We start from the raw sequence: 25,260 nt of genomic DNA on the forward strand, positions 1-25,260 counted from the left end.
TGGCAGCGGTGGCAGTGCGCGAAAGGACAAGTCACGGGGTGAAGGGCTCTCATGCGTGAGGTGAACGAGGACGTGTCGGTGTACGCCGGACAGCGGGCGACGGCCGAGGCGATCGAGCGGGGTGGCGGCGGCGGGCTGAGCGTGGATGCCCTGCTGGCGAAGGTGAGGACGGCCGCGGCGCCCACGCCGGCCGGTACCGACGTGGCCGCTGCGGCGGCAGCGGTTCCGGACGTGGAGGGTCCGGTTCCGGACGTGGTTCCGGACGTGGAGGGTCCGGCGGCAGCGGTCCCGGATGTGGAGGGTCCGGCGGCAGTGGTCCCGGACGTGGAGAGTCCGGCGGCAGTGGTCCCGGACGTGGAGGCTCTGGCGGCCGCCATCGCCGCCGTGGCGGGCCGTCACCTGCCCGAGGGGCACCTGTCGCCCGACGCCGACTTCTTCGACGCCGGGGGCACCTCGGTGGGCGCCGTGGAACTCGTCGCGGCGCTGGAGGACGAGCTGGGCATGGAGATCGCCCTCGACGACGTCTTCGCCGACGCCCGCCCGACCAGCCTCGCCCACCGATGGCTGTCCACCAGTCACACCACGGCCGCCCTCTCGGCCCCGGCCGCACCGGAAGCGCCGACGCCCGGGACGACTTGGGCCCCGGACACGGCAGGTACAGCCACGTCCGGGGGGACCTCGGCCCCGGTCACGGTGGGAAGTCCGCTTCCGCCGTCCGCCGCGGGCACCCGTCCGGCGCCCGCACCCGGCATCCTCCCCGTCCCGGCCCCCCGCACCGCCCCCGCGGTGGCCGTCACCCCCACCCCGTACTCCACGGCCCGTCCCGAGGACCTCGACCAGATCCTGGCCGACCTGGCGCTCGCCGACCGACTGCCCTGGACCGGCGACCCCGAGCCGCTGCCGCCCCGTCGGATCCTGCTGACCGGCGCCACCGGCTTCCTCGGCAGCCATATGCTCCTCGACCTGCTGCGGCACAGCGACGCCCACGTCTACTGCCTGGTCCGCGCCGCCGACGAGGAGGCGGCCCTCGGGCGGCTCGGTGAGGCGCTCAAGAAGTACGAGCTGCCCTGGTCGTCGGAGGTCCGCCGCCGGGTGACCGTGCTCCCCGGCGACATCCGGCGCCCGCACCTCGGCCTGTCCGACGAACTGTGGACCACGCTCACGCACGAGCTGGACAGCGTCGTCGGCGTGGCGGCGGCCGTGGACTTCCTGCGCGGCTACCAGTCGCTGCGGCAGAGCAACGTCATCGGCACGCTGACCCTCGCCGAGCTCGCGGCGACCGGCCGGCCGAAGCCGCTGCACCACATCTCCTCCATCGCGGTCTTCAACGAGGTCGGCATCACCGCGATGGGCGAGGACGACCCACTCGCCCACGTCGACCGCCTCGTCGCGGGCTACGACCAGACGAAGTGGGCGGCGGAGGTCGCCCTGCGACGCGCCCGCGACCACGGCCTGATCGTCACGGCCCTGCGCCCCGGCGGCATCGGCGGCCACACCAGGACCGGCGCCTACAACCCGCAGGACCTCAGCAGCGGTCTCCTCTCGGCCTTCGGCCGCTTCCGTACGGTCCCGGCCTTCAACCACCTGAACGCGGCACCGGTGGACTGGGTGAGCCGGGTCGCGGTCGGCGTCGTCTGCGAACCCGACGCGTGGGGCTACGACTACAACCTGACCGGCGTACCCAACACCCTCGACGACGTCGTACGGGACATGGCGCTCGGCGGGATGCACGTACGCGTACAGGACTGGGACGAGTGGCGGACCCATGCCCTGGCCCGGCTGGAAGCCGAGCCGGTGCCCGAACTGGCCTTCCTCAACAGGGTGTTGCAGAGTCCCACCGCCCTCAAACTGTGCGAGGCGACCCTGAAGGGCCCGGCGGCCACCGCCGAGCGCACCGCCGCGCTCGTCGAGGCGCTCGGGTTGCGGCCCGCCGCCCGCTACGACGCCCAGGCCCAGCTGAGGACGTTCGAGCGGCTCGCCCAGGACGGGTTGGCCCGGCTGCCGCACAAGGACGACCAGCCCTACCTGTGGTTCTCCGAGACGACCGAGGGAGGTGTCGGCCCGGTCGGAGCCCCCGCCGACACGCCCTGCTCGATGGCGCTCACCCTCTCCCTCGCGAGCATGTACCAACTGGTGAAGGAGCGCCGGGTTGACGTCACCGGTGAGTTGACGTGCGCGGCGGTGCATCCCGAACCGCTGGTCGTCGAGCACGGCGACGTCTGGATCCGGCCCGAGGAGGGCATCCCGCAGCGGCACGGTATGCGCCACCGGCTCCTCAGCTACCGGCTGGCGTTGCGTGACGCGGAAGGCGGCCGCTGGTGGCTGGAGGGCCACAAGTACGCCCGGGCCCGTCGTGACGTGTGGCGCCAGACCCGGGCGCTCACCGTCGAGATCGGCCGCGAGGGCGCACCGGCGGCCCTGGCGGGCGAGCTCGTCGTACCCGCCGACACCTATCTGCGCGACCAGGTCGACGGCATCAAGGTCGACCCGCGCCTGACCAGCCAGGAGAAGCGGGCCGCCAAGCTGACCTGGCTCGCCTGGTTCGGCCTGGAGATGGGCCGCGGTCTGCTCGGCCCCTTCGCCCGGGCCGCCGCCGACCTCCTCGACCTGCGCCGCACCACGACCCCCTCGGAGCACCACCGATGATCCTCCGGAGCACCGACTCCCGCACCAGGCCGACGCTCCGCAAGGTCAGGAGCACCACGACCCTGCGCCCCCTCCACCACCGCCTCGACCCGGCGCGGGTCGAGGAGATCCCCTTCCGGGCCGACGACGGCGTACGCCTCGGCCTGACCCGCGTCGACAGCGGCGACACGGACCGCCCCGCCGTGCTGCTCCTGCACGGGCACACCGCGTCCGCCGACATGTTCCTGCTGCCCGAGACCCGCAACCTGGTCGACGTCCTCCTCGACGACGGCTACGAGCCCTGGCTGCTCGACTGGCGGGGCAGCTGCCGGCTGCCGTACAACGAGACCGGCCAGAAGTACACGTACGACGACGTCGCCCTGTACGACATCCCCGCCGCCGTCTCCCACATCCGCCGCCGCATCGGCGACCGGCCGCTGTTCGTGGTCGCCCACTGCGTCGGCTCCCTCACGCTGTCGCTCAGCATGACGGCCGGACTGGTCCCGGGCCTCGCGGGCGTGGTGTCCCAGGGCGTGTTCCTGACCCCGAAGCTCGCGGGCCGCACCTCGCTGCGCATGTCGCTGGCGGGGGAGCTGCTCAGGTCCCGCATCGATCACATACCGGTCGACATCCGCAAGGCCGGCCTCTGGTCGAAGTACACCCCCCTGTTCGCGCTCGCCTCGCGCGGGGCGAGCTGCCCGGATCCGACCTGCCAGATCCTGCACAACTCGGCGTGGGGGACGGGCGCCTCGCTGTTCGTGCACGAGCACCTGTCCGAGGCCACCCACCACCGGCTCGCCGAGCTGCTGGGCCCCGCCCCGCTGTGGATCCTGCCGCATCTGCGCCGCATCGAGCTGGCCCGCACCGTGGTGCGCTGGCACGACGGCGACCACCGCTACCGGGCGCTGCCGCGGAACGCGCTGGACGCGGCGGCCCGTATCGACACCCCCGTCCTGCTGCTCGCCGGCAGCGAGAACGGCCTGTGGCTCGACTCCCAGAGGCTCTGTCACGACGTACTGGCCCGCAGACAGCCACAGTTGGACGTCGCGTACACCGAGATTCCCGGCTACGGACACCTGGACACGTTCCTCGGCCGGGGCGCGGCCCTCGACGTGTTCGGGCACATCCTCGAATTCCTCGGCGAACGACGGTGACGGCGGCCCGGGCGGCCGGTTACCGTACCCGTCAGTAACCGGACCGCACCGCAGGAGGCCAGCCATGCCGCAGCTCGAAGTCGACGGCGCCAGACTGACGTACGACGACGAGGGCCCCCGCGACGGTGCGGGCGCGCCTCTGGTGTTCATCCACGGCTGGACCGCCAACCGGCACCGCTGGGACCACCAGCTGGCGCACTTCTCCGCGACGCGGCGGGTCATACGTGTCGATCTGCGCGGCCATGGCGAGAGCGACGGGTCGGGACGGCGGAGCATCGCGGAGCTGGCCGGGGACGTCCTCGCCGTCCTCGATCACCTGAAGGTCGAACGGTTCGTCCCCGTCGGTCACTCGATGGGCGGGATGATCGCGCAGACCCTGGCGCTGGGCCACCCGGACCGGATCGAGCGCATGGTCCTGGTGAACTCGATCAGCCGGATGACGTACAGCCGGGGGAGGGGCCTGCTGATGGCGGTGTCCACGCAGGTGCCGTTCAAGCTGTTCGTCGCCACCAACATCCAGCGCGCCTTCGCCCCCGGGTATCCGCGCGAGGAGATCAAGGAGTACATCCGGACCTCCGCGGCCACACCGCGAGAGGTGGTCATGACCTGCTACGGCGCGATGCGGTCCTTCGACGTCCTCGACCGGGTCGGGGAGATCCGTGTCCCCACCCTCATGATCCACGGCTACTACGACATCCAGCTGCCCGTCTCCCAGATGCTGCGGATGGCGAAGGCGTACCCGGACGCGGAGGTACGCATCCTGGACGCCGGCCACGAACTCCCGGTGGAGAAGCCCGAGGAACTCACCTCGACCATCGACCGCTTCCTGACCGAGCGCCCCTGAGGCGCCCACCGCCTACGAGGTTGTCCTACGGCGTCGCGATCGGCAGTGGGCGCCGGGCGACCTCGTGGGCCTCCTCGGGGGGCAGGCCCAGCATGCGCAGGACGAGTTCGGCCATCTCCTCGTCGGCGCCGGGGCCCGACTGCTCGGACTTGGCGGACGACTTCAGCTGGAGCAGCCCGAGGAGGGAGCCGCCGACGGCGCTGAGGGCGACGAGGGGGCTGTCCACGTGGAAGCGGCCGGAGGCGTTGCCCCTCTCGATGTCCCGCAGGGCGCGGGGGCCCAGGCCGAAGTCGGCGTGGATGTAGGGGAGGCCGCCGTAGCGCAGGACGCGGGTGAGTTCCGGGTGGGTGTCGGTGAGCCGGAAGGTCAGCCGGACGCTCACCGCGAACACCTCGGCGGGGTCGTCGAGGTCGCCGGTGATCGAGTCGATCAGCTTGCCGTACTCCTCCAGCGCGTCGACGACCGCCGCCTCGAAGAGCTCCGCCTTGGTCTGGAAGTGGTTGTAGAAGGAGCCGAAGCCGACGTCGGCACGCTCGGCGATCTGCTGGATGCTGACCTCGCTCGTGCCCTGCTCGGCCAGGATCCCCTGGGCGGCGGCGATCAGGGCATGGCGGGTCTGGGCGCGCCTGCGTTCGAAGCGGTTGGCGGGCGGGGCGGCGGCTTGATCGGGCATGCGCTCATCCTATCCGCGGCCTCTTCAGAACTGATGAGGAGATCAGTCGACGGGACCCGTCCGGGGGGCAGCCCGCGCCTCTCCGGCGGGACGGACGGGCGAACCGCCGTGCCGCGCAGACCTCGCAGACCTCGCGGCACGGCAAAGGCCGGAGCGGCGGTTCCCCGCTCCGGCCTGCGCACCTCCGGCAGAACTACAGCCCGGCGGTCGACAGCCAGCTCTTGGCCACGTCCAGCGGGTCCTTGTTGTCGTTCTGCACCTGGGCATTGAGCTTGACCAGGGTTTCCGTGTCGAGCTTCGCCGATACCGCGTTGAGCGCCGAAACTCCGGCGGAGGAGAGACCGCTCTTGTAGGCCAGCGGCGTCACGTTCTCAAAACCGAAGAGATTCTTCGAGTCTTGAAGGACCACGAACTTGTTCTTGGTGATTCCGGGGTCGGTCGTGAAAATATCTGCGGCCTGAATGTTGTTGCCCTTGAGGGCGGCCACGGTCAACGGCCCACCCGCGTCCAGCGCCTTGAACGACTTGAATTCAAGGCCGTATTCGGACTTGAGGCCCACCAATCCCTGCTTGCGCGTCTGGAACTCCGGCGATCCCCCGATGACCAGGTCCTTGGCCGAGGCGGAGAGGTCGGCGATCGTCGACGAGGTCGTGAGCTTGTACTTCTTGGCGGTCGCCTCGTTGACCGCGATCGCGTCCTTGTCCTCCGCCTTGGAGGGGTCGAGCAGGCTCAGCTTGGAATCGAGCGCGGCCGTGATGGCCTTGCTGGTGTCCTCGACCGTGGTCGGGGCCGCCTTGGCGTTCAGGTAGGCCAGCAGCGCGCCGTTGTACTCGGGCAGGACGGTGATCGTGCCGTTCTTGATCAGACCGTAGGTGGTCTCGCGGCTGCCGATGTTCAACTTGTAACTGACCTTGATGCCCTTGGCCTTCAGGGCCTCGCCGTAGATGTCGGCGAGCAGGATGCTCTCGGGGAAGTTGTTGGAGCCGACCACGACCGTGCCGCCCTTGGCGGTGTCGCCCTGCAGCGGGTCCTTGCTGTCGGAGTTGTCGGAGGAACCGCAGCCCGTGAGGGCGGCCGCAGCCACAACCAGCAGGGATACAGCGTACGTTGCGGTCGTTCTGGTGCTTCTGGCGTGGGTCACGTTGGTCATCCAGACTTGTGCATGGGCGGTCGGTGGCCGGAAGGCATGGCGTGATGACGATCCAATCGAGCCCAGTAACGCACCGTCAAGACACGAATAGATCACCGATGGAGACCACACGGCTTCGCCGCGTGGGCGCAACTTGACCGAAACGGGCGCGAATCCGACGTATCGCCATGTCAGTATTTGGTTGATCATGGCCGTACTCTTGCGGCAGCCGCTAATGTTGGCCGAGTCGGGGGACCTGGTTCCACTTGCTCGGCCCGAGCGTGCTGGCATGACCCAGTCCATGCAGCCCGGGCTGCGGGCTTCCAATTGGGATTGAAGTCAAGGAGGTTTGGTGCCCGCGCACAGGAAAGCCGCCCGGGGGCCGCAGACCACGGCTCCCCGAATAGGCCGGACGCCTTCCCTCCTTGACCGTTGGCCTTTCCGCAGGAAACTCAACGTCCTGGTGATTGTCCCGCTCGCCGTCGTTTCGGCGATGATGGCCTACATCACCTACGCCGAGATCGACTCGGCCCGTTCCGCCGCCTCCACCGCCCAACTCGTCCAGGACAGCGCGCAGGTCACCAAGCTCATCGACGGCGTGCAGACCGAGCACCGCCAGGCGCTCCTCGTCTCCCTGCGCTACGAGGCCGCCCGCTCCGGCGACAAGGCGCCGGGCACCTCCGCCTTCCTCCAGGCGCAGCAGAAGGTCACCGCCCAGGCGGAGGCCGTGCGGTCCACCTACGGGGACCGGCTGCCCGACGCCGAGGCCCAGGCGCTCAAGGAGCTGGAGGGCCTCGACACCCTCCGCAAGACCATCGAAGAGGGTCCGATCGCCGCCGACAACATCGACCCGGCGTACGGATCGGTCATCGAGGGCCTCATCAACGGCCTCGGACTCGGTCAGTCGGGCGGCGAGTCCTCGGAGTCCGCGGGCAATCTGCTGGACGCGCTGCTGCGCGCCGACACCGCCCACGCGTCCTTCGAGACCAGTGTGTTCGCGGCCCGGACCCGTGACCCCAACGCGCTCATCGAGTACACCGGAGCCGTCGGCGACTACGAGCAGTACACCTACCAGGCCGAGCGGTTCACCCGGTTCGCCAGCCAGGAACAGGGCGCCGAACTCGCCGCGATCGAGCACAGCCCGTACCAGAGCGTCGTCGCCCAGCACTACGCCGCGCTGCAGGTCGACCCCAGCGGTCTGGTCGCGGAGAACGCCTCGCAGCTGCGCGCCGCGCTCGACGACGCCCTGGCCGCCGACCCGACGTACCAGCGGCAGGCGGAGAACCGGCTGAAGATCACCGAGTCGCTCATCCACCAGATCGCCGCCGACACCCAGAAGGCGTCCAGCGACGCCTGGTGGCAGGTGCTGTGGCTGGTGTCCGCCAACCTCGCCGCCTTCGCGGCCTGGATCCTGTTCTCCGTACTGGTCCGCCGCTCCGTGGTGCGCACCGTGCGGAGCCTCACCGAGGCGGCCCAGCACGTGGCCGACGCGGCCGAGACCGAGCTCGCCCGGGTCGCCGACGACGACGCCGACGACGCGAGCCCGCCGCGCCTCGAGGCCGTACCCGTGCCGGTCCGCGACGAACTCGGCGAACTCGCCGAAGCCTTCAACCAGGTGCAGGTCACCGCGACCGCCCTGCTGGAGCGCCAGGTCATCAGCCGCCGCAACATCGCCGAGATGTTCGGCAACGTCGGCCACCGCGTCAGCAACCTGACCGCTCGTCAGCTCGCACTGATCGACTCGGTGGAGCGCGGCGAGACCGACCCGGAGGTACTGGACCGGCTCTACCGCATCGACCACATCGCGGTACGCCTCCAGCGCAACGCCGACAGCCTGATGCTGCTCGCCGGCATCCGCGAGACGGGCCTGAACACCGGGCCCATGCGGCTCAGCAACATCGTCCGTGCCGCGCTCGGCCAGATCGAGGGCTACCAGCGCGTCACCCCGCACGCCGAGGGCGATGTCACCGTCGCCCCCGACATCGTCGGCGACCTCACGCTGATGCTCGCCGAACTGCTGGAGAACGCGGTGACGTTCTCCCCGGCGTCCAGCAGCGTCGAAGTCGTCCTGCGGCCCCGGCTCGGCTCCGGCGGCGGCGCCCTGATCGAGATCATCGACCACGGACTCGGGATGAGCGCCGAGCGGCTGGAGGAGGAGAACGCCCGCCTGATCCGCCGCGAACGGCTCGACCTGGCCCCCACCGAGGTCCTCGGCCTCTTCGTGGTCGGCGGTCTGTCCCGGCGCTGGGGCATCGAGGTCGTCCTGACCCGCACCCCGGGCGGCGGCGTCACCGTCACCGTCGCGGTGCCCGGCTCCCATCTGCTGCTCGCCGACCCCACGGGGGCCGCGGCCAGGGCCCCGCACATCCTGCCGCCGCCGCGGCGCCACGGCGGAACCGAACCGCGTCCCGCGGCGGTCGACCCGGAACCCGGTCCTTCGTCCCTGCCCCGCAGGATCCCCGCGCGCAGCCGGGGAGCGGACGGCCACACGGGCCGTCAGGAACCGACGGCCGACGGCGGCTACGGCGTATCCCGGCCCCGGTCGGGCGGCACACCCGGCACCACGACTCCGGGGTCGGCGCAGCCCGCGGAGCGCGAGCCGGCGGGACACGGCACGCCTCAGGACGCGGTCGGCGGTCCGGGCCACCGGCGTGGCTCCGGCACCGGCATGGAGAGTGGACAGGGTCGGCCGTCACGCGCCGCGGGCAGCGGCATGGACAGCGGGCTCGTGCAGAGGTCACGCGGCGCGAGCACCGGCCCGGGGAGTGCGGCGGGGCAGCCGCCGCGTGGCCCGAACACCGGCACGAGCGGCGGGCTCGGCCTGCCGCCCCGCGGCGCGAGCACCGCGCGCGGCTCCGGTACGGCCCCGTCGGCACCCGGCAGCGCCCCGGCGCGACCGGGCGAGGGCGGCCCCAGCCCGCTCAGGCGGCGCGTGCGCGGAGCGACCCTGCAGGCCACCACCGCCTCGACCCGGCTGCCCAAACAGACCGTCACCAACCCACGTCCGCCCGCCTGGCAGACCGCCGACGCGGAAGCGGCACGATCCGAGATCGACGAGTTCGAGGAAGCCGTTCTGCGAGCCGAGCGCGAGAGCGCGACGGAGGCCCGCGGTACCGGCTTCGGGTCGGCCCATTCAGGGGGCCGTCCCGACACCTCTGGCGATTCCAGCACAGAGAACAACAGACCCTCATTTCCGGAAGGCATGAGCAAGTGACCATGTGGACAGGTGGACCGGAGTCCGCGGCCGTGGAACAGGCGTCGGACGTGAAGGCCGCAGCCGCCGACTTCAATTGGCTGCTCAATCGTTTCGCCACCGAGACCGCCGGCGTCGTCGACGTGATCGGGGTGTCCTCCGACGGTCTGTTGATCGCGGTGTCCCAACTGCGCGGCAAGGCGGACTCGGAGCGGCTCGCGGCCATCGTCTCCGGGATCACCAGCCTTGCCATGGGCGCGTCCGGCAACTACGGCCTCGGCGGGCTCAACAAGGTCATCATCGACCTGGAGGAAGGGCACGTCCTGGTGTCCGCGCTCGGCGCGGGCGCGGTGCTCGGCGTGGTCGCCTCCAAGGAGGCGAAGCTCGGGAACATCGCGTACGAGATGACCCTCTTCGCCAACCGCGCCGGTGCCGCTCTGAGCCCGCAACTGGTCATGGAGCTCAAGAACACCGTGGGGATCGCGCCGACCGGTTGACGGTCGGCGGGGGCGTCACGAAGGCCGGGACGACCCGCGAGGTGAAGGGTGAGGACGAGATGACGGCCGGCGAGCCATCAGCCGCCGACGACGCATGGGGAGTGGAGCACCCCCCGTCGATCGTCAGGCCATTCCTGCTGACCGCGGGGCGGATCGCCGGCGGTGACAGTCTGGTGCCGACGATCCCGATCGAGACGCAGGTCGTCGCGACGGATCTCGGTCTGGCCACGCTGGACGCGTTCGTCTTCGACCAGCACCGCGACATCATCACGATCTGCCGCCAGCCGCAGTCGCTGGCGGAGATCGCGGCGAAACTGCGGATGCATTTGAATGTGATCAGAGTGCTCGCCGACGATCTGCGCGCCGACGGTCAACTGGCCTTGTACGCACCGCAGGCCGAATCCGCCCGCGACGCCACCGTATTGCGAAGGGTTATCGATGGTCTCCGAGCTATCCCCGACTCCCGGGGCGCGATCCGTGAGCGCTGACACCGAGGGTCCCCGGCCGCCGATGCCGGTGAAGATGGTGATCGCGGGTGGCTTCGGCGTGGGCAAGACCACGACCGTGGGTGCCATCTCCGAAATCGAGCCGCTCACCACCGAGGCGTCCATCACCTCGGTCGCCGCGGGCATCGACGACCTCTCCCACACCCCGGAGAAGATGACGACCACCGTCGCCATGGACTTCGGCTGTGTCACGCTCGACCCGACCCTGAAGCTCTATCTGTTCGGCACCCCCGGCCAGGAGCGCTTCGGGTTCATGTGGGACGACCTGGTCGAAGGCGCCCTCGGCGGGCTCGTCATCGTCGACACCCGCCGGCTCGACGACTGCTACGCGGCCGTCGACTACTTCGAGCACCGCGAGATCCCCTTCGCGGTGGCCGTCAACGCCTTCGACGGCAAGGTCGAACACGATCTGAACGACGTACGGTGGGCCCTCGACGTCGGCGACCACGTGCCGCTCACCGTGTTCGACGCCCGTGAGCGCGGGTCCGTACGGGACGCGCTCCTCGTCGTCCTCGAACACGCCCTGGCGACCGCCCAGCAGTGAACGAAGGAAGAGGGGGTCGGGCCATGTGGCTCGTCCCCCCTCTTTCCTCTGCCTCGGATCTCCTTCTCCTCAGACCGTGCGGCGTCTGCGCACCCCCGGGGACACCGCCACCCGGGCAATGGCCCAGAACAGCACCAGCACGAGCAGCGCCAGGATCGCGGTGAGGGCCGCGCCGCCCACCACCTTCTCGTAGTTGCGCTGGTAGAGACCGTCCAGGATGTAACGGCCGACCCCGCCGAGGCTCACATAGGCCGCGATGGTCGCCGTGGACACGATCTGGATCGCCGCCGAACGCAGACCGCTGAGGATGAGCGGCAGTGCCGCCGGCACCTCGACCTGGAACAGGACCTTCGCCTCCGGCATGCCCATTCCGCGGGCGGCGTCGACGGGGGAGGGATCCAGGGTGCGGATCGCCTCGTAGGTGGTGATGAGGATCGGCGGGACCGCCAGCACCACGAGCGGGATCATCACGGGCACGATGCCGAGGCCGAGCCAGACGAACATCAGCACCAGCAGCCCGAAGGTGGGCAGCGCCCGGGCACCCGCCGACACGAAGGCCAGCGCGTTGCCGCCGCGTCCGGTGTGTCCGGTGACCAGGCCGATGGGCAGGCCGACGGCCGCGGCGATCGCGAGCGCCCCGGCGGTGTACTGGAGGTGTTCCCACACGCGCTGCGGGATCCCGTCGTACCCGTGCCAGTGGGAGCCGTCGGAGAAGAAGGACTGAATGAAGTTGAGTACGTTCACGAGACGCTCTCCGGAGTGCGGGCGGCGCCCGCGATCGTGGACGTACGGCGTGCGGCCTTGCGGCCGGAGGCCGGCTGCCAGGGGGTGAGCACGCGGCGCAGCAGGACGAGCACGGCGTCGACCAGTACCGCGAGAACGGCGGTGGTGACCACCGAGTTCACGGCGAGCAGAGGGCGGTGGTACAGCATCGCGGTGGTGAGCAGGTTGCCGAGCGCCCCCTGGTTGCCGATCAGCGAGCCGACGCTGACCAGACTGATGCTGGAGGCGGTCGCCACGCGCAGTCCGGCCATGATCGCGGGTACGGCGATGGGCAGTTGGACCTGGAGGTAGCGCCGCAGCGAACCGATGCCCATGGCCGCGGCGGCGGCGTTCGTCTCCTCGGGGACCGAGCGGACACCGTCGACGACCGCCGGGACGAGAACCACGAGACTGTAGAGGGTCAGCGGGATCATCACGGTGGTCTTGCTCAGGCCGGTGTAGTCGATGAGCACCACGAAGAAGGCGATCGACGGGATCGCGTACAGCACCGTGGTGATCCAGAGGACCGGCGGATAGATCCAGTTGACGCGGACGCACAACAGGCCGATCGGCAGCGCCAGCAGGAGGCCGACGAGAACCGGGACCAGCGCCTCCTGCATGTGGGTGGAGATCAGGCCGAGATAGCTGCTCTGGAGGTCGCTCGGGATGTCGAAGAAGCCGTTCATCGCGCGGCCTTCACCGTGGAGACGCCCTCGGAGTCCGCGGCGCGGCGCTGCCTGGCCGCGCGGATCGCCGCGGCGACCGTCTCCTGCCCGGCGAGCCCCAGCACGCGTCCCGCCCCGTCCACGGCGACCGCCTGACCGGTGGGCGAGAGCACCGCCCGGTCCAGCGCGACCCGCAGGGAGTCCTTGCCGACCTCGAAGGCCTGCCCGTGCGGCTCCAGTGCCTGGACGTCACCGGCCCACACCGTCAGGTCGGCCCAGCCCAGCGGCTTTGCGTCCGCGTCGGTGACCAGGACCGGCCCCGCGCCCGCCGACTCCCCGGCGAGCTGCTGCCAGTCGCTGCCGACCGGGAAGACCCGGGAGCGGTCGAGTGCGAGGTCGCGGGTGGACAGGAACGACAGTCCGCGGATGCCCCGGTCGCCGCCGAGGAACTCCTCCACGAACGCGTCGGCCGGTGCCGACAGCAGCTCGTCGGGGGCGGCGAACTGGGCGAGCTTGCCACCGGTGCGCAGTACGGCGACGCGGTCACCGATGGTGATGGCCTCGTCCATGTCGTGGGTGACGAACACGATGGCCTTGCCCAGCTCGCCCTGGATGCGCAGCAACTCCTCCTGCAGACCACGCCGGACGACCGGGTCGACGGCGGAGAACGGCTCGTCCATCAACAGGATCGGCGGGTCGGCGGCGAGCGCGCGGGCGACACCGACGCGCTGCTGCTGGCCGCCGGAGAGCTGGTAGGGGTAGCGGCGGGCCATGGCCGGGTCCAGGCCCACCCGTTCCATCAGTTCCGCCGCGCGGGCGCGGGCGCGCTGCTTGGACCAGCCGAGCAGCCGCGGCACCGTGGCGATGTTGTCGAGGATGGTGCGGTGCTGGAAGAGCCCCGCGTTCTGGATGACGTAACCCATGGACTGCCGCAGGGCGTTGACCGGCTTGCGGAGGATGTCCTCGCCGTTGACGCGGATCGTGCCGCTGCTGGGCTCGATCATGCGGTTGATCATCCGCAGTGTGGTGGTCTTGCCGCACCCCGAAGGCCCGACGAGCACGGTGATCGAGTGGTTCGGTATCTGGAGGGACAGGCGATCGACGGCCACCGTGCCGTCGGCATATCGCTTGCTGACATCTTCGATGGCTATCAAGCGTCGAAACCCTTCGGGAACGGCTGTGATCGGACGTGACCGGATCACATGCACGAGGGTGCGTAGTCTAGCCAGTTGGCGCATGTGTTCGGGCACGGCAGGGTGGCCGGTTGTGGAGGCTGCGCAGGTGGAGCCCGCCGCGTCGCACGAGCCGGTCGGGTGAGAGCGGGCGCTCCGCCGTGCGGGTGATCTCCGGGCGTGGCGGCGCGGAGGGGATGACATCCCTGGGGAGACTGTCGCCCTCATACTCTGCCGCCCCTCATGCCACAGCCCGGAGAGACCCACTTGCGATTCCCCTTCCGCCGGGCCGCGCTGGCCGGCGCCGCCGTGCTCGTCGTGTCGTCCGCCCCGGCCGCACCCGCCGCCCAGGACGACACGGTGGCCGACCCGGCCCAGTACGTGAACCCCTTCGTCGGTACCGCGCCCGGAGGGGCCGATTTCGGCCATGGTGGCGGTGCCGGAAACACCTTCCCCGGCGCGACCGCACCCCTCGGCGGGGTGCAGTGGAGCCCGGACACGGTGACCTACCAGCACGGCGGGTACGCGTACGGGGACAACCGGATCAGAGGGTTCAGCCTCACCCACCTCTCCGGGGCCGGCTGCAGGGACTACGGCAACGTGCCCTTCATGCCGATGCTCGCCGGCGACACCACCGGGCAGGCGACCTTCTCGCACGCCAACGAGCAGGCGACACCCGGAAACTACCGGGTCACCTTCGACAACGGCATCGGCAGCGACCTCACCGCCACCCAGCGCTCCGGCATCGCCCGCTTCACCTACCCGGCCACCGACGACCGCCCCGCCGCGCTGAGTGTCGACGCGGGCAAGGCGTTCAACGCGGCGACGGGAACGGTCGACATCGGCACCGACACCCTGTCCGGGTTCACCGACAGCGGCGGCTTCTGCAAGTCCGCCAACCGCTACCGGCTCTACTTCCACGCCGTGTTCGACCACCCCTTCGCCCAAGTCGTCCGCCCCGACGGCAGACCGGGCGCCGCGCAGGTCTCCTTCGGCCCCGGCGTACGCACGGTGACCGTCCGCGTCGGCGTCTCCTTCGTCAGCGTCGACGGCGCCCGCGGCAACATCGCCGCCGAACAGCACTCGAACCCGTACGACCAGATCCGGCGGGCCGCCCGTGACCGGTGGAACGACTGGCTCGGCCGCATCAGCGTCGGCGGCGGCACCGACACCCAGCGCCGGGTCTTCTACACCGCCCTGTACCACTCGCTCCTGCACCCCAGTGCCCTCAGCGACGCCGACGGCCGCTACCCCGGCATGGACGGCCGCATCCACACCACCCCCGCCGGACACGTCCAGTACGCGAACTTCTCCGGCTGGGACGTCTACCGCTCCCAGGTCCAGCTGCTCGCCCTGCTGGCCCCGCACGAAGCCTCCGACATCGCGCAGTCCGTCCTCAACCAGGGCCTCCAGGCGGGCTACTTCGACCGCTGGACCCTCGCCAACGGCGGCACCGGTGTCATGGTCGGCGACCCGCTGCCCGTCATCGCCTCCGCCGTGTACGCCTTCGGCGCCACCGACTTCGACGCCCGCGGCCTGCTGCGCGCCGCCATGGCGGGCCGCGACGACGAGCGCCAGCGGCCCGGACACGCGCAGTACGACGCCCTCGGCTACATCCCCGCCGGCACCAAGGGAGTGTGGGGCTCGGCGGCCACCACCCTCGAATACGCCGTGTCCGACTACGCGTTGGCCCAGCTCGCCCACCGTCTGGGCGACACCGCCGCCCACGACACCCTGCTGAAGGCCTCCGGGAACTGGCGCAACCTCTTCAACCCCGCCACCGGCTACCTCCAGCCGCGCGCGGCCGACGGCACCTGGCCGGCCTTCACCCCCGCGCAGACGAACGAGTACGTCGAGGGCAACGCCGCCCAGTACACCTGGATGGTCCCGCACGACCTGCCCGGCCTCTTCACCCTGATGGGCGGGAACGCCGCCGTCACCGCCCGCCTCGACACCTTCTTCACCCAGCTCAACGCGGGCGGCACCCAGCCCTACGCCTACCTCGGCAACGAGCCGTCGTTCGACACCCCCTGGGCGTACGACTTCGTCGGCCGCCCCGACCGCGCCCGCGACATTGTCCGCCGCGCCCTGGCCACCCTTTTCAGTGACCGTCCCGACGGCCTCGTCGGCAACGACGACCTCGGCGCCATGTCCTCCTGGGCCGTGTGGGCGAGCCTCGGCATGTACCCGCAAGCCGCCGGAACCGGGCAACTCGCCCTGGCCGAACCGGCCTTCCCCCGTGTCGTCGTGCACCGCCCGGGAGGCCCGAGGGTGGTGCTCGTCGCGCCCGACGCCTCCGCCACCAGCCGCGACATCCGCACGCTCACGGTCAACGCGCCGCAGCGGAAGGGCTCATGAGTCCGGCGTCGAGGTAGCGGGCCGGTCGGGGCGGTCAGACGACGACGACCCCGACCCCCGCCTCCGTGAACCGCCGCACGGTCTCCTCGTCCACCGCCGCGTCGGTGACCAGTGTGTCCACCGACTCGGCCGCGCAGATCCGGGCGAAGGCGCGCCGGCCCAGCTTGCTGGAGTCGGCGGCGACGATCACACGCCCGGCGCGCTCGCACAGCAGCCGGTTGATCGCCGCCTCGGCCTCGTCGTGGGCGGCGGCCCCGTGTGTCACGTCGAAGGCGACCACGCCCAGCACGGCGACGTCCATGGTGATCTGGCTGAGTACACCGTCCGCGAGCGGCCCGACCAGCTCGTACGACTGCGGGCGGGCCACCCCGCCGGTCAGCACGATCTTGAACTGGGGCCGCACGGCCAGTTCGCTCGCGATGTTGAGCGCGTTCGTCACCACGGTCAGCGCGGGCGACCCCGAGGCGAGATCGGGGCGCAGGGCCAGTGCGCGGGCCACCTCGGTGGTGGTCGTGCCGCCGGTCAGGCCCACCGCCTCGCCGGGCGCGACGAGATCGGCCACCGCCTTCGCGATGCGCTGTTTCTCCGAGGCGTGCCGGGCGGTCTTGTAGCGCAACGGCAGTTCGTACGACACGCCGTGGACGACCGCGCCGCCCCGGGTGCGTACGAGCATCTGCTGCTCGGCGAGCTGGTCGAAGTCGCGCCGGATCGTGGCGGGCGACACCTCCAGCTCGGCCGCGGCCTGCTCGACCTCCAGCCGGCCCCGCTCCACGAGCAGTTCCAGCAGGGCCTTCCAGCGGGCGTCGCGCGACATCCGCACTCTCCGTTCCTCGATCCTTCGCGACCCTAGCGCACCCCCGGCGCACCACATTCCCTGGCATTTCTGCCGTCGACATGCTTGATTGTGCTCGAAAGTGGCCCTTAACTTGCACTATCTTGCATGGATAGCGTCAGTGGGAGGGATACGGCATGACCCATGTCGAGCACGAGCTGAACAGCCAGCCCGAGTGCTGGATCCGCGCCGCCGAGCAGGCCAAGGCGCACGACGGCGCGCTGCCGGAAGTGGGGGAGCGGGTCGCGATCGTGGGCTGCGGGACCTCCTTCTTCATGGCGCAGGCCGCCGCCGCGCTGCGCGAGGGGTCCGGGCAGGGCGAGACGGACGCCTTCGCCGCGTCGGAGTTCCCGGAGAGCCGCTCCTACGACCGTGTGGTCGCCCTCACCCGCTCCGGCACCACCACCGAGGTGCTCGAACTCCTCGGGCGGCTGCGCGGACGTACCCGGACGACCGCGATCACCGCCGACCCCGCGACCCCCGTGATGGAGCGCGCGGACGACCTCGTCGTACTCGACTTCGCGGACGAACGCTCCGTGGTGCAGACCCGGTTCGCGACCACCGCGCTCACCCTGTTCCGCGCCCACCTCGGACTGCACACCGACGACATCGTCGCCGACGCGCGCACCGCGCTCGCGACCCCGCTGCCCGAAGGGCTCGTCGACTGCGCGCAGTTCACCTTCCTCGGCCGCGGCTGGACCGTCGGGCTCGCCAACGAGGCCGGGCTCAAGATGCGTGAAGCCTCGCTGGCCTGGACCGAGGCGTACCCGGCGATGGAGTACCGGCACGGGCCCATCAGCGTCACCACCGCCGGCACGGCCACCTGGATGCTCGGCGAGGCCCCCGAAGGACTGGCCGAGCAGGTGCGGGCCACGGGGGGACGGTGGGTGGCGGGTGAACTCGACCCGCTCGCCGAACTCGTCCGCGCCCAGCGGCTCGCGGTCGCCGTCGCCGCGGCCCGCGGACTCGACCCCGACCGGCCGCGCCACCTCACCCGCTCGGTCGTCCTCGCCCCGTCGGCCCGCTGAGCCGGCGGGCCGCGCACCCAGAAGGAGGAGTTGTGCCACTCGCAGCCACCGGTGACCTGGTCACCGCAGCGGCCGGGGCGCGGACCGCCGTCGCCGCGTTCAACATCATCACCCTGGAGCATGTCGAGGCCGTCATCGCGGGCGCCGAGTCCGTGGCCGCCCCCGTCGTCCTCCAGGTCAGCGAGAACGCCGTGAAGTTCCGCTACGGACGGCTGCTGCCGCTGGCCCGCGCCGCCGCCGCGGCCGCCGAGCGCGCCTCGGTGCCCGTCGCGCTGCATCTCGACCACGTCCAGAGCGACGACCTGCTCCGCCAGGCGTCCGCCGCCGGATTCAGCTCGGTGATGTACGACGCGGCCCGGCTGCCGTACGAGGACAACCTCGCCGCCACCCGGGCCGCCGCCGACTGGGCACACGCACAAGGCCTGTGGATCGAGGCCGAGTTGGGAGCGGTGGGAGGCAAGAACGGCGAGCCGCCGCTCGACGCGCACGCGCCCGGCGCCCGCACCGACCCCGCCGAGGCCCGCGCCTTCGTGGCCGACTCCGGCGTGGACGCCCTGGCCGTCGCGATCGGCAGCTCGCACGCGATGACCACCCGTACCGCCACCCTCGACCACGAGCGCCTCAAGCGGCTGACCGCGGCGCTCGGCGTGCCGCTCGTCCTGCACGGCTCCTCCGGAGTGCCCGACGGCGAACTGTCCGCGGCCGTCGCGGGCGGCATCGCCAAGGTCAACGTGGGGACCGCCCTGAACATCGCGATGACCGGCGCCATCCGGGAGTTCCTCGCCGCCCACCCCGAAGCCGTCGACTCCCGTAAGTACCTCAGCGTGGGGCGGGAGGCGATGGCGGGCACGGTGGCGCGCCTGATCCGCGTACTGAGCGCCTGACCTCAGGGGGCACAGACGTCGACCGGCTTCTCGGCCGGGGCCGCCGGCGGCGCGTGGGCGCGGCTCACCACCGCTGGTAGCTTTTCACCATGCGGGAGACGGAAGTCCACCTCGGCGAGCCGCCCGTCGTCGTCAACATCGGCGTCGGCGTGCACGGCGTGGCGAGCCGCACGGACGTCTTCCGGCTGCCGGAGCTGTGGCAGCTGCACCTCTACCAGTACGACGCCGAGCTGACCGTCGACGGCACCGCGCACCCCATCCGCCCCGGCCGCGTCAGCCTCGTACCGCCCGGCACCACGGTCCGCTACCGCTACCAGGGCCGCTCCGAACACCTCTACGCCCATCTGCGCATCGCCCCCGCCGGCCCGTCCCGCACGGTGCCCGTGATGCAGGACGCGGGGCCCGAATTCCCCATGCTTTCCAGCCTGTTGCTGAACGCGATCGCGGCGGCCCCCGGGGCACCCGAGCACACCCGGGCCGAGATCTGGACCGCGCTGTGGCGCGTCGCCCGGCTCACCCCGCCCACCGCAACGAGCCGCGGCCCGCACCCGGCGGTCGGCACGGCCATCGCCCACATCGAGGCCCGGCTGGCGGCGCCGCTCACCATCCCGGAGATCGCCCGCGCGGCCGGGATCTCCCACAACCACCTCACCCGGCTCTTCCGCGCCGAGACCGGCACCACGGTCGTGGCCTACATCCGCCGCCGCAGACTTCAGCGCGCCCACCATCTGCTGCGCGCCTCGACGCTCTCCATCCCGGCGGTCGCCGCCTCCGTAGGCATCCCCGACCTGCAGGCCTTCAACAAGGCGTGCCGCCGCGAACTCGGCGCCCCGCCCCGCGTACTGCGCGGAACTACTTCTTGACGGCCCTCAGGACGACGAACTTCGCGTCGCTCGCCACGAGTTCGCTGTTGCCGAAGAGGCGGCGCAGCTTCAGGTGGTAGCCGAGATGGCGGTTTCCGATGACCCACAGCTCGCCGCCCGGCCGCAGCGCGCGCCGCGCCCCCGAGAACATCCGCCAGGCCGTGGTGTCCGTCGTCGCCTGGTGCGAGTGGAAGGGCGGATTGTTCAGGACGAGGTCCACACTTCCGGCGGGGACCTCCGCGAGTCCGTCGCCCACGCGGAACTCCGCGCCCGCGCCGTCGGTGTTCTCCCGGTACGTCTCCTCGGCCGAGGCGACCGCCTGGTACGACTCGTCCACGAACAGCACCTCCGCCTCCGGGTTGGCCAGCGCCATCGCCGTACCGACGACTCCGTTGCCGCAGCCCAGGTCGACAATCAGCTCAGGGCCGCGGCTGCGCGGCAGGTGCTGGAGGAGGAAGCGGGTGCCGATGTCGAGACGGTCGGCGCAGAAGACACCGGCGTGGTTGACGACGGTACGGCCGGAAACCGGTCCGATGTCGTCGGGGAGCCGGTAGCTGAGCGGCCAGGGGTTGGCGGCGCGGGCGATCCCCGGGTACGGAGTGCAGAAGATCAGCCGGGCCTTCTTCTCGGCCAGCGAGGTCCGGGTCGGGCCGAGGATCCGCTCGAAGAGGTGCAGCGTCGAGGTGTGGATCTCCTTGACCATGCCCGTGCCCACGACGACGGTCCCCTCGTGCACGCCGGGCGCCAGCCGGTGCAGCTGGTCCTCCAGCAGGGCGAGGCTCTTCGGCACCCGGACGAGCAGGACGTCGATGCGGTCGGGGGGCGTGTCCTGGGTGGTCAGCAGCCGTACCGCGGTCGCCTCGACCCCGTTGCGGGCCAGGTTCGCGCGGGTCGCCTCCTGCGCGAGGAAGGAGTCGGTGATCTGCGTCGGCCGGTGCGCCGACAGCGCCGTGGCGAGCGCTCCCCAGCGGTCGCCGACCACCACCACCGACCCGGACAGCGGCGTTCCGCTCTCCGCGAGGTGCCGCAGCAGATAGGTGTCGGCGGCGTCCCAGGCACGGAGCTGGTCGCGGGGGTCCTCGGGGAAGCGGGCCAGCGCGTACTCGGCCCAGGGCGCGGTCATCCGGTCGTTCATCGTGGGTCAAGGCTAGCCGAGCCGCAGCTCAGCCGGGTGCCGGTCGGGTCCTGATCAGGTGCGCGCACGGGACGGGCGGGGTGCGCGAGGATGGTGGCATGTCCATGGATGCTGAGCTGTTCCCCCGGAGCCGGGCGGAGATCGCGCCGGGCGCGGTGCATCTGCCGGACTGGCTGGACCCGGTTGCCCAGCGGGAGCTTCTCGATGCCTGCCGTGCGTGGGCCCGCCCACCGGCCGGACTGCGTACGGTGCGCACACCCGGCGGCGGCACGATGACCTCCCGCCAGGTGTGCCTGGGCTGGCACTGGTACCCGTACCGGTACGCGCGCACGGTCGCCGACGGCGACGGCGCCCCGGTGAAGCCCTTCCCCGCCTGGCTGGACGAGCTCGGCCGCCGCGCGGTCGCGGACACCCTGGGCCCCGAGGACGCCATCGCCGCGTACGACATCGCACTGATCAACTTCTACGACGCCGACGCCCGGATGGGCATGCACCGCGACAGCGACGAGAAGTCCGACGCGCCTGTGGTGTCGTTGAGCCTCGGCGACACCTGCGTCTTCCGCTTCGGGAACACCGAGTCGCGCGCACGCCCGTACACGGATGTCGAGCTGCGCAGCGGGGACCTGTTCGTGTTCGGCGGGGCCTCCCGGCTCGCCTACCACGGGGTTCCCCGAGTGCACGCCGATACGGCGCCGCCCGAACTGGGCCTGACCGGCCGTCTGAACGTGACGCTACGGGTGAGTGGCTTCCAGGTGCCTTCCGGCGGGGAACCGCACGAGCGGATCATGGGAGACTCGCCCTCATGAACGGCAAGGCGGGCCCCCGGACGACGGGGGAAGGGAACACGCGGACACGGCTGGACCGGGGGCGCGGGGCGCTCGGACCCGCGCTGGAACTCGTGCACACCGGACGGGCGCCGACGCGTGCCGTACTCACCGCCGAGCTGGGCGTCACCCGGGCGACCGCGGGCGCGGTGGCCGCGGAGCTGGAGGCGCTGGGGCTGATCCGGGTCGACGCGCGGCCCGGCGCGGCGGCCGGTTCGCAGGGACGGCCCTCGCACCGCCTGGAGGTCGCCGAGGACGGTCCTGTGGTGCTGGCCGCACAGGTGCACGCCGACGGGTTCCGCGCCGCACTGGTCGGGCTCGGCGGCCGGATCGTCGCCACCGCGCCCAGCTGCGAGACCGTCGACGCCGACCCGGCGAAGGTGCTGGGCGCCGTCGTCGAGACCGGCGCGGAGCTGCTGCGCGAGACCGGGCGGCGCTGCGTGGGCGCCGGGCTCGCCGTGCCGTCCGCCGTCGCCGAGCCGGACGGGCTCGCCCTCAACCCCCTCCACCTCGCCTGGCCCGCGGGCGCGCCCGTCCGCCGGATCTTCGCCGAGCGGGTGCGCGCGGCGGGCATCGAGGGCCCGGCGTTCGCCGCGAACGACATCAACCTCGCCGCCCTCGCCGAGCACCGCCACGGCGCCGGACGCGGCGCCCGCGACCTGCTGTGCGTGGCCACCGGGCACCGGGGCGTCGGCGGCGCGCTCGTCCTCGACGGGCGGCTGCACACGGGCAGCTCGGGCCTCGCCCTCGAAGTCGGCCACCTCACCGTCAACCCCGAGGGCCGCCCCTGCTACTGCGGCAGCCGCGGCTGCCTCGACGTCGAGGCGGACCCCCTGGCGTTCCTCACGGCGGCGGGCCGCGACCCCGGCCCCGAGGTGTCCCTCCTCCAGCAGGCCAACGACCTGATCCGCACCCGGTACGACCAGGACCCCTCCGTCCGCACGGCCACCGAGGCGCTGATCGACCGCCTCGGCCTCGGACTCGCCGGACTGGTCAACATCCTCAACCCCGACCGGATCATCCTCGGCGGCCTGCACCGCACCCTTCTCGACGCCGACCCCGACCGGCTGCGCGCCGTCGTCGCCGACCGCAGCCTGTGGGGCCAGAGCGGCGGCGTACCGATCCTCGCCTGCACCCTGGACCACAACACCCTGGTGGGTGCCGCGGAGTTGGCCTGGCAGCCGGTCCTCGACGACCCACCGGCGGCACTGGCCCGGACCTGAGGCGAGGCCGTCGACGCGGCCCCTCCCACGTCCTTGGTGCGCTCGTCCATGGGCATCTCGGTGGCTCGCCGACGTCCGTCGGTCACGTCGGCCGGGTGGGCGTACTGCGCCACTCCACGGCGAGCGCCCGGCCGGGGTTCTGCGTGAAGACGCGCTCCACGAGTTCCGCACCCAGGGCCAGTGCGAGCCGTGGGCGCACCCGGCGCAGCAGATACGGCATCCCGGGGCCGCCGTTGACCGAGCGCGCCGCCGCGGTCGTCGTGTCGGCGCCCAGGAGCAGGCGGTGGCCGAAACCGGCGTCGGCCAGGGCGCGTACGGCGTCGGGCATGCTCCAGTCGGTGGCGTGGTTCGCACGGGAGGGGCCGTCGAAGGCGAGGTAGGCGCCCGCCTCGGCGGCCTGGCGCTGCACCACGAGATCCGGGGAGCGGTTGAGGTGACCCAGGATCACCCGGTGCGGCGGCACCTCCAACGCGCCGCACAGCAGGTCGAGTACGTCGAGCGCGGCCGTGCCCAGTTCCAGGTGCACGGCGATCGGCGCGCCCGTGGCGTGGTGCGCCTCGGCCGCCGCGGTCATCGTCCAGCGGGCGTGCGCGTCGAGCGCGTGGAAGCCGCCCGCGACCTTGACGAGTCCGGCCCGGACCCCGGATGTGCCGATGCCGGAGGTGAGTTCGCGGACGAAGACGTCGGCCAGCCTGCCGCGCAGTTCACGGAGCGACTCCGGTGTGTAGTGGACCGCTTGGTGCAGGCCCGTAGCGGCGACCACATGGACTCCGGTGTCACGGGAGAGCAGCGGCAGGTCCGCGGCGCGCCGGCCCAGTCCGTACGGCGTCCACTGCACCACGCTCCCGCCGCCCTGCTCGCGGAACGCGGCCAGTTCGGCCCGCGCGGCGGACGCGTCGCGCAGTTCCTGGCCGGGGAGCGCGGGACTGCCGAAGAAGAGGTGGTCATGGGCGTCGCACACCCCGAGAAGCTCGGGCGGCACGTCTCCGAGGACCGTACGGACCCTCGCGGGGACGGCGCCACCGGGGCTCGTGGGGGCAGGGCTCACCACTGCCGGCCCCGGGGCAGCCGGTCGCGCCCGGGCGCCGACAGGTGCAGCACCTGGAAGACCTCGCCGGGGGCCTTGGGAGTGTCGTGGTCCCAGAGGGAGAAGTGGACCAGTTCCCAGTGGCGCGGGTCGACGGCGGCGGCCGCGCACACCGCGCCGTCGAGCGAGGCCAGCCGCCCCGTCTCGGCCGCGGCGTCCGCCATCACCTCGGCCAGGTCGACGCCCTCCGGTACGGGCCGGCGTCGCCGCACCGCGACCTGGGCCGGCGCACCGGCGGCGCCGCCCTCCTCGTAGGCCAGGCCCGTCCAGTTCTGCACCACCGGCCGCCCGAAGTCGTCGACGAGTCCCTGGAAGGCGCCGCCCCAGAGGAAGGAGTTCATGCCCTCGACGGTGTTCCAGAGGTAGAAGGGCGCGTACTGGTCGACCGGCGAGCCGTGCACCCCGCGCTCACGCATCAGATACGTCTTGAAGCCGAGCCCCTCCCAGTCGTCGAGGAGGTGCCCGATGCGGGAGACCCGGGCGCGGATGATCCCCATGTCGTAGTCGGCGGGGAAGGTCAGTTCGTACTGCATCGCGTGCATCGCATGCCTCCTTGAGGGGCCTTCAGGTCTCCAGGTCTTCAGGCCTTCAGCCGAGGCCCCGACCGGCGGGGGAGAGCAGGGCGAGCAGTCCGCGGACGGCCGTGTCGAAGGCGGCCGGGGAGCCGGAGGCGCGCGCGAGCACATAGCCTCCCTGGACGGTCGCGAGGATCGTCGCGGCGATCTCCTCGGCGTCCAGCGACGGCGCGAACTGCCCCTGTTCCTTGCCCTCTTCGACGATCCCGGCCAGTCGCTCGCGCAGCCAGTCGATCGTCTCGTCGACGGGGGCGCGCAGCTCCGCACTGGCGATCACGTCCGGGTCCATCGTCAGCCGGCCGACCGGACAGCCGCGCAGGACGTCTCGCTCCCGGCGCAGATACGCCTCGACGCGCTCGTACGGCGAACCGGGCGCGCCCAGTACGCCCTCGGCGCCGGCCCGCAGTTCCTCGGCGGTGCGTCGGATCGCGGCCAGGGCGAGATCGGGCTTGCCCTTGAAGTGGTGGTACATGCTGCCCTGCCCGGCGCCCGCGTGCTCCTGGATCGCCTTGGGGCTGGTGCCCACGTAACCGCGCTCCCACAACAGCTCACGCGTGGACTCGATCAGCCGCTCCGGAGTGCTCATGAACTCACTGTACATACTAGTAGGTACAGAGTCGAGGGCAGCAGGATCGGGTTGAGGAAGCAGGCGATGGCGCCCCACGTACTCCCGCGGAGGTACGGGAA

At 71.7% G+C, this 25,260-nt stretch carries 23 protein-coding genes; 13 read left to right on the plus strand and 10 right to left on the minus strand.

Going from position 1 to position 25,260, the window contains the following annotated elements:
- Positions 1 to 51: 51 nt before the first annotated feature.
- From AQJ27_RS25170 to AQJ27_RS25180, 3 genes are all read left to right on the plus strand, one after another.
- Positions 52 to 2,646, plus strand: coding sequence for a thioester reductase domain-containing protein (locus AQJ27_RS25170; protein WP_067373046.1), 2,595 nt, complete (start codon positions 52 to 54; stop codon positions 2,644 to 2,646).
- On the plus strand, positions 2,643 to 3,779 hold the full coding sequence (locus AQJ27_RS25175; RefSeq protein WP_067373049.1) for an alpha/beta hydrolase: 1,137 nt from the start codon (positions 2,643 to 2,645) through the stop codon (positions 3,777 to 3,779). The genes AQJ27_RS25170 and AQJ27_RS25175 overlap by 4 nt, the downstream gene beginning before the upstream one ends.
- A 64-nt stretch (positions 3,780 to 3,843) precedes the next feature.
- Positions 3,844 to 4,623 carry an alpha/beta fold hydrolase gene (locus AQJ27_RS25180; protein ID WP_067373052.1) on the plus strand — a complete coding sequence of 260 codons (780 nt, stop codon included), beginning with the start codon at positions 3,844 to 3,846 and terminating at the stop codon, positions 4,621 to 4,623.
- Between the two features lie 25 nt (positions 4,624 to 4,648).
- Here the strand turns inward: AQJ27_RS25180 and AQJ27_RS25185 are convergent, their stop codons facing one another.
- Together AQJ27_RS25185 and AQJ27_RS25190 are read right to left on the minus strand one after the other, a co-directional pair.
- Positions 4,649 to 5,296: a TetR/AcrR family transcriptional regulator gene (locus AQJ27_RS25185; protein ID WP_067373054.1), complete on the minus strand. Its 648-nt coding sequence runs from the start codon at positions 5,294 to 5,296 to the stop codon at positions 4,649 to 4,651.
- A 193-nt stretch (positions 5,297 to 5,489) separates the two neighbouring features.
- Complete coding sequence (locus AQJ27_RS25190) at positions 5,490 to 6,446, minus strand: ABC transporter substrate-binding protein (RefSeq protein WP_067373057.1); 957 nt, start codon at positions 6,444 to 6,446, stop codon at positions 5,490 to 5,492.
- A 442-nt stretch (positions 6,447 to 6,888) separates the two neighbouring features.
- Between AQJ27_RS25190 and AQJ27_RS25195 the strand changes: the two genes are divergently transcribed.
- The 4 genes from AQJ27_RS25195 to AQJ27_RS25210 are packed head-to-tail and all read left to right on the plus strand — an operon-like array spanning position 6,889 to position 11,165.
- On the plus strand, positions 6,889 to 9,639 hold the full coding sequence (locus AQJ27_RS25195; protein ID WP_067373060.1) for a sensor histidine kinase: 2,751 nt from the start codon (positions 6,889 to 6,891) through the stop codon (positions 9,637 to 9,639).
- 2 nt (positions 9,640 to 9,641) lie between these two features.
- Positions 9,642 to 10,115: a roadblock/LC7 domain-containing protein gene (locus tag AQJ27_RS25200; protein ID WP_067373063.1), complete on the plus strand. Its 474-nt coding sequence runs from the start codon at positions 9,642 to 9,644 to the stop codon at positions 10,113 to 10,115.
- Between the two features lie 59 nt (positions 10,116 to 10,174).
- Positions 10,175 to 10,603: a DUF742 domain-containing protein gene (locus tag AQJ27_RS25205; RefSeq protein ID WP_067373537.1), complete on the plus strand. Its 429-nt coding sequence runs from the start codon at positions 10,175 to 10,177 to the stop codon at positions 10,601 to 10,603.
- Positions 10,554 to 11,165: a GTP-binding protein gene (locus AQJ27_RS25210; RefSeq protein WP_054228753.1), complete on the plus strand. Its 612-nt coding sequence runs from the start codon at positions 10,554 to 10,556 to the stop codon at positions 11,163 to 11,165. Before AQJ27_RS25205 ends, AQJ27_RS25210 begins: the two co-directional genes overlap by 50 nt.
- A gap of 69 nt (positions 11,166 to 11,234) precedes the next feature.
- Here the strand turns inward: AQJ27_RS25210 and AQJ27_RS25215 are convergent, their stop codons facing one another.
- From AQJ27_RS25215 to AQJ27_RS25225, 3 genes are read right to left on the minus strand one after another with little or no spacing between them, the layout of a single operon-like run.
- Positions 11,235 to 11,909 (minus strand): ABC transporter permease, encoded by a 675-nt coding sequence (locus AQJ27_RS25215; protein ID WP_067373066.1) that lies wholly within the window; start codon positions 11,907 to 11,909, stop codon positions 11,235 to 11,237.
- Positions 11,906 to 12,613, minus strand: coding sequence for an ABC transporter permease (locus AQJ27_RS25220; RefSeq protein ID WP_067373069.1), 708 nt, complete (start codon positions 12,611 to 12,613; stop codon positions 11,906 to 11,908). The genes AQJ27_RS25215 and AQJ27_RS25220 overlap by 4 nt, the downstream gene beginning before the upstream one ends.
- Complete coding sequence (locus AQJ27_RS25225; RefSeq protein ID WP_067373071.1) at positions 12,610 to 13,746, minus strand: ABC transporter ATP-binding protein; 1,137 nt, start codon at positions 13,744 to 13,746, stop codon at positions 12,610 to 12,612. Before AQJ27_RS25225 ends, AQJ27_RS25220 begins: the two co-directional genes overlap by 4 nt.
- Positions 13,747 to 14,007: 261 nt before the next feature.
- On the opposite strand from AQJ27_RS25225, the gene AQJ27_RS25230 reads away from it, so the two are divergent.
- Positions 14,008 to 16,122: a GH92 family glycosyl hydrolase gene (locus AQJ27_RS25230; RefSeq protein ID WP_067373074.1), complete on the plus strand. Its 2,115-nt coding sequence runs from the start codon at positions 14,008 to 14,010 to the stop codon at positions 16,120 to 16,122.
- Positions 16,123 to 16,156: 34 nt separating this feature from the next.
- Here AQJ27_RS25230 and AQJ27_RS25235 read toward each other — a convergent pair whose 3' ends face one another.
- Entirely contained in the window at positions 16,157 to 16,936 is a 780-nt protein-coding gene (locus tag AQJ27_RS25235) for a DeoR/GlpR family DNA-binding transcription regulator (protein WP_067373077.1), read from the minus strand.
- A gap of 155 nt (positions 16,937 to 17,091) precedes the next feature.
- Here AQJ27_RS25235 and AQJ27_RS25240 point away from each other — a divergent pair, with 155 nt between their 5' ends.
- The 3 genes from AQJ27_RS25240 (at position 17,092) to AQJ27_RS25250 (ending at position 19,729) form a co-directional block, all read left to right on the plus strand.
- Positions 17,092 to 17,982, plus strand: coding sequence for an SIS domain-containing protein (locus AQJ27_RS25240; RefSeq protein ID WP_067373080.1), 891 nt, complete (start codon positions 17,092 to 17,094; stop codon positions 17,980 to 17,982).
- Between the two features lie 32 nt (positions 17,983 to 18,014).
- Positions 18,015 to 18,866 carry a class II fructose-bisphosphate aldolase gene (locus tag AQJ27_RS25245; protein ID WP_067373083.1) on the plus strand — a complete coding sequence of 284 codons (852 nt, stop codon included), beginning with the start codon at positions 18,015 to 18,017 and terminating at the stop codon, positions 18,864 to 18,866.
- 89 nt (positions 18,867 to 18,955) lie between these two features.
- A complete protein-coding gene (locus AQJ27_RS25250) occupies positions 18,956 to 19,729 on the plus strand; it encodes an AraC family transcriptional regulator (RefSeq protein ID WP_067373087.1) in 774 nt (257 codons plus the stop codon).
- Here AQJ27_RS25250 and AQJ27_RS25255 read toward each other — a convergent pair.
- The gene (locus AQJ27_RS25255; RefSeq protein WP_201264324.1) at positions 19,719 to 20,864 is read right to left on the minus strand and encodes a methyltransferase; all 1,146 of its coding nucleotides are present in this window, start codon (positions 20,862 to 20,864) and stop codon (positions 19,719 to 19,721) included. The genes AQJ27_RS25250 and AQJ27_RS25255 overlap by 11 nt on opposite strands.
- A 104-nt stretch (positions 20,865 to 20,968) precedes the next feature.
- Here AQJ27_RS25255 and AQJ27_RS25260 point away from each other — a divergent pair, with 104 nt between their 5' ends.
- Both AQJ27_RS25260 and AQJ27_RS25265 read left to right on the plus strand, forming a co-directional pair.
- On the plus strand, positions 20,969 to 21,670 hold the full coding sequence (locus AQJ27_RS25260) for an alpha-ketoglutarate-dependent dioxygenase AlkB family protein (protein WP_067373543.1): 702 nt from the start codon (positions 20,969 to 20,971) through the stop codon (positions 21,668 to 21,670).
- On the plus strand, positions 21,667 to 22,911 hold the full coding sequence (locus AQJ27_RS25265) for an ROK family protein (protein WP_067373090.1): 1,245 nt from the start codon (positions 21,667 to 21,669) through the stop codon (positions 22,909 to 22,911). Before AQJ27_RS25260 ends, AQJ27_RS25265 begins: the two co-directional genes overlap by 4 nt.
- An 82-nt stretch (positions 22,912 to 22,993) precedes the next feature.
- Here the strand turns inward: AQJ27_RS25265 and AQJ27_RS25270 are convergent, their stop codons facing one another.
- The 3 genes from AQJ27_RS25270 to AQJ27_RS25280 all read right to left on the minus strand — a co-directional run bounded on the left by AQJ27_RS25270 (position 22,994) and on the right by AQJ27_RS25280 (position 25,159).
- Positions 22,994 to 23,893: a phosphotriesterase family protein gene (locus tag AQJ27_RS25270; protein ID WP_235613562.1), complete on the minus strand. Its 900-nt coding sequence runs from the start codon at positions 23,891 to 23,893 to the stop codon at positions 22,994 to 22,996.
- Positions 23,894 to 23,955: 62 nt separating this feature from the next.
- Complete coding sequence (locus AQJ27_RS25275; RefSeq protein ID WP_067373093.1) at positions 23,956 to 24,540, minus strand: DUF4865 family protein; 585 nt, start codon at positions 24,538 to 24,540, stop codon at positions 23,956 to 23,958.
- Between the two features lie 46 nt (positions 24,541 to 24,586).
- Positions 24,587 to 25,159 carry a TetR/AcrR family transcriptional regulator gene (locus AQJ27_RS25280; RefSeq protein ID WP_235613561.1) on the minus strand — a complete coding sequence of 191 codons (573 nt, stop codon included), beginning with the start codon at positions 25,157 to 25,159 and terminating at the stop codon, positions 24,587 to 24,589.
- Positions 25,160 to 25,260: the final 101 nt, after the last annotated feature.

It is taken from the genome of Streptomyces olivochromogenes, assembly GCF_001514115.1.
GTDB classification, from domain to species: domain Bacteria; phylum Actinomycetota; class Actinomycetes; order Streptomycetales; family Streptomycetaceae; genus Streptomyces; species Streptomyces olivochromogenes.

What these genes read in the sequence shown, in the direction of transcription:
- AQJ27_RS25170 (WP_067373046.1), top strand. Translation starts at nt 52, where the DNA reads ATGCGTGAGGTGAACGAGGACGTGTCGGTGTACGCCGGACAGCGGGCG.
- AQJ27_RS25175 (WP_067373049.1), top strand. Translation starts at nt 2,643, where the DNA reads ATGATCCTCCGGAGCACCGACTCCCGCACCAGGCCGACGCTCCGCAAG.
- AQJ27_RS25180 (WP_067373052.1), top strand. Translation starts at nt 3,844, where the DNA reads ATGCCGCAGCTCGAAGTCGACGGCGCCAGACTGACGTACGACGACGAG.
- AQJ27_RS25185 (WP_067373054.1), bottom strand. Translation starts at nt 5,296, where the DNA reads ATGCCCGATCAAGCCGCCGCCCCGCCCGCCAACCGCTTCGAACGCAGG.
- AQJ27_RS25190 (WP_067373057.1), bottom strand. Translation starts at nt 6,446, where the DNA reads ATGACCAACGTGACCCACGCCAGAAGCACCAGAACGACCGCAACGTAC.
- AQJ27_RS25200 (WP_067373063.1), top strand. Translation starts at nt 9,642, where the DNA reads ATGTGGACAGGTGGACCGGAGTCCGCGGCCGTGGAACAGGCGTCGGAC.
- AQJ27_RS25205 (WP_067373537.1), top strand. Translation starts at nt 10,175, where the DNA reads ATGACGGCCGGCGAGCCATCAGCCGCCGACGACGCATGGGGAGTGGAG.
- AQJ27_RS25210 (WP_054228753.1), top strand. Translation starts at nt 10,554, where the DNA reads ATGGTCTCCGAGCTATCCCCGACTCCCGGGGCGCGATCCGTGAGCGCT.
- AQJ27_RS25220 (WP_067373069.1), bottom strand. Translation starts at nt 12,613, where the DNA reads ATGAACGGCTTCTTCGACATCCCGAGCGACCTCCAGAGCAGCTATCTC.
- AQJ27_RS25230 (WP_067373074.1), top strand. Translation starts at nt 14,008, where the DNA reads ATGCCACAGCCCGGAGAGACCCACTTGCGATTCCCCTTCCGCCGGGCC.
- AQJ27_RS25235 (WP_067373077.1), bottom strand. Translation starts at nt 16,936, where the DNA reads ATGTCGCGCGACGCCCGCTGGAAGGCCCTGCTGGAACTGCTCGTGGAG.
- AQJ27_RS25240 (WP_067373080.1), top strand. Translation starts at nt 17,092, where the DNA reads ATGACCCATGTCGAGCACGAGCTGAACAGCCAGCCCGAGTGCTGGATC.
- AQJ27_RS25250 (WP_067373087.1), top strand. Translation starts at nt 18,956, where the DNA reads ATGCGGGAGACGGAAGTCCACCTCGGCGAGCCGCCCGTCGTCGTCAAC.
- AQJ27_RS25255 (WP_201264324.1), bottom strand. Translation starts at nt 20,864, where the DNA reads ATGAACGACCGGATGACCGCGCCCTGGGCCGAGTACGCGCTGGCCCGC.
- AQJ27_RS25260 (WP_067373543.1), top strand. Translation starts at nt 20,969, where the DNA reads ATGGATGCTGAGCTGTTCCCCCGGAGCCGGGCGGAGATCGCGCCGGGC.
- AQJ27_RS25265 (WP_067373090.1), top strand. Translation starts at nt 21,667, where the DNA reads ATGAACGGCAAGGCGGGCCCCCGGACGACGGGGGAAGGGAACACGCGG.
- AQJ27_RS25275 (WP_067373093.1), bottom strand. Translation starts at nt 24,540, where the DNA reads ATGCACGCGATGCAGTACGAACTGACCTTCCCCGCCGACTACGACATG.
- AQJ27_RS25280 (WP_235613561.1), bottom strand. Translation starts at nt 25,159, where the DNA reads ATGAGCACTCCGGAGCGGCTGATCGAGTCCACGCGTGAGCTGTTGTGG.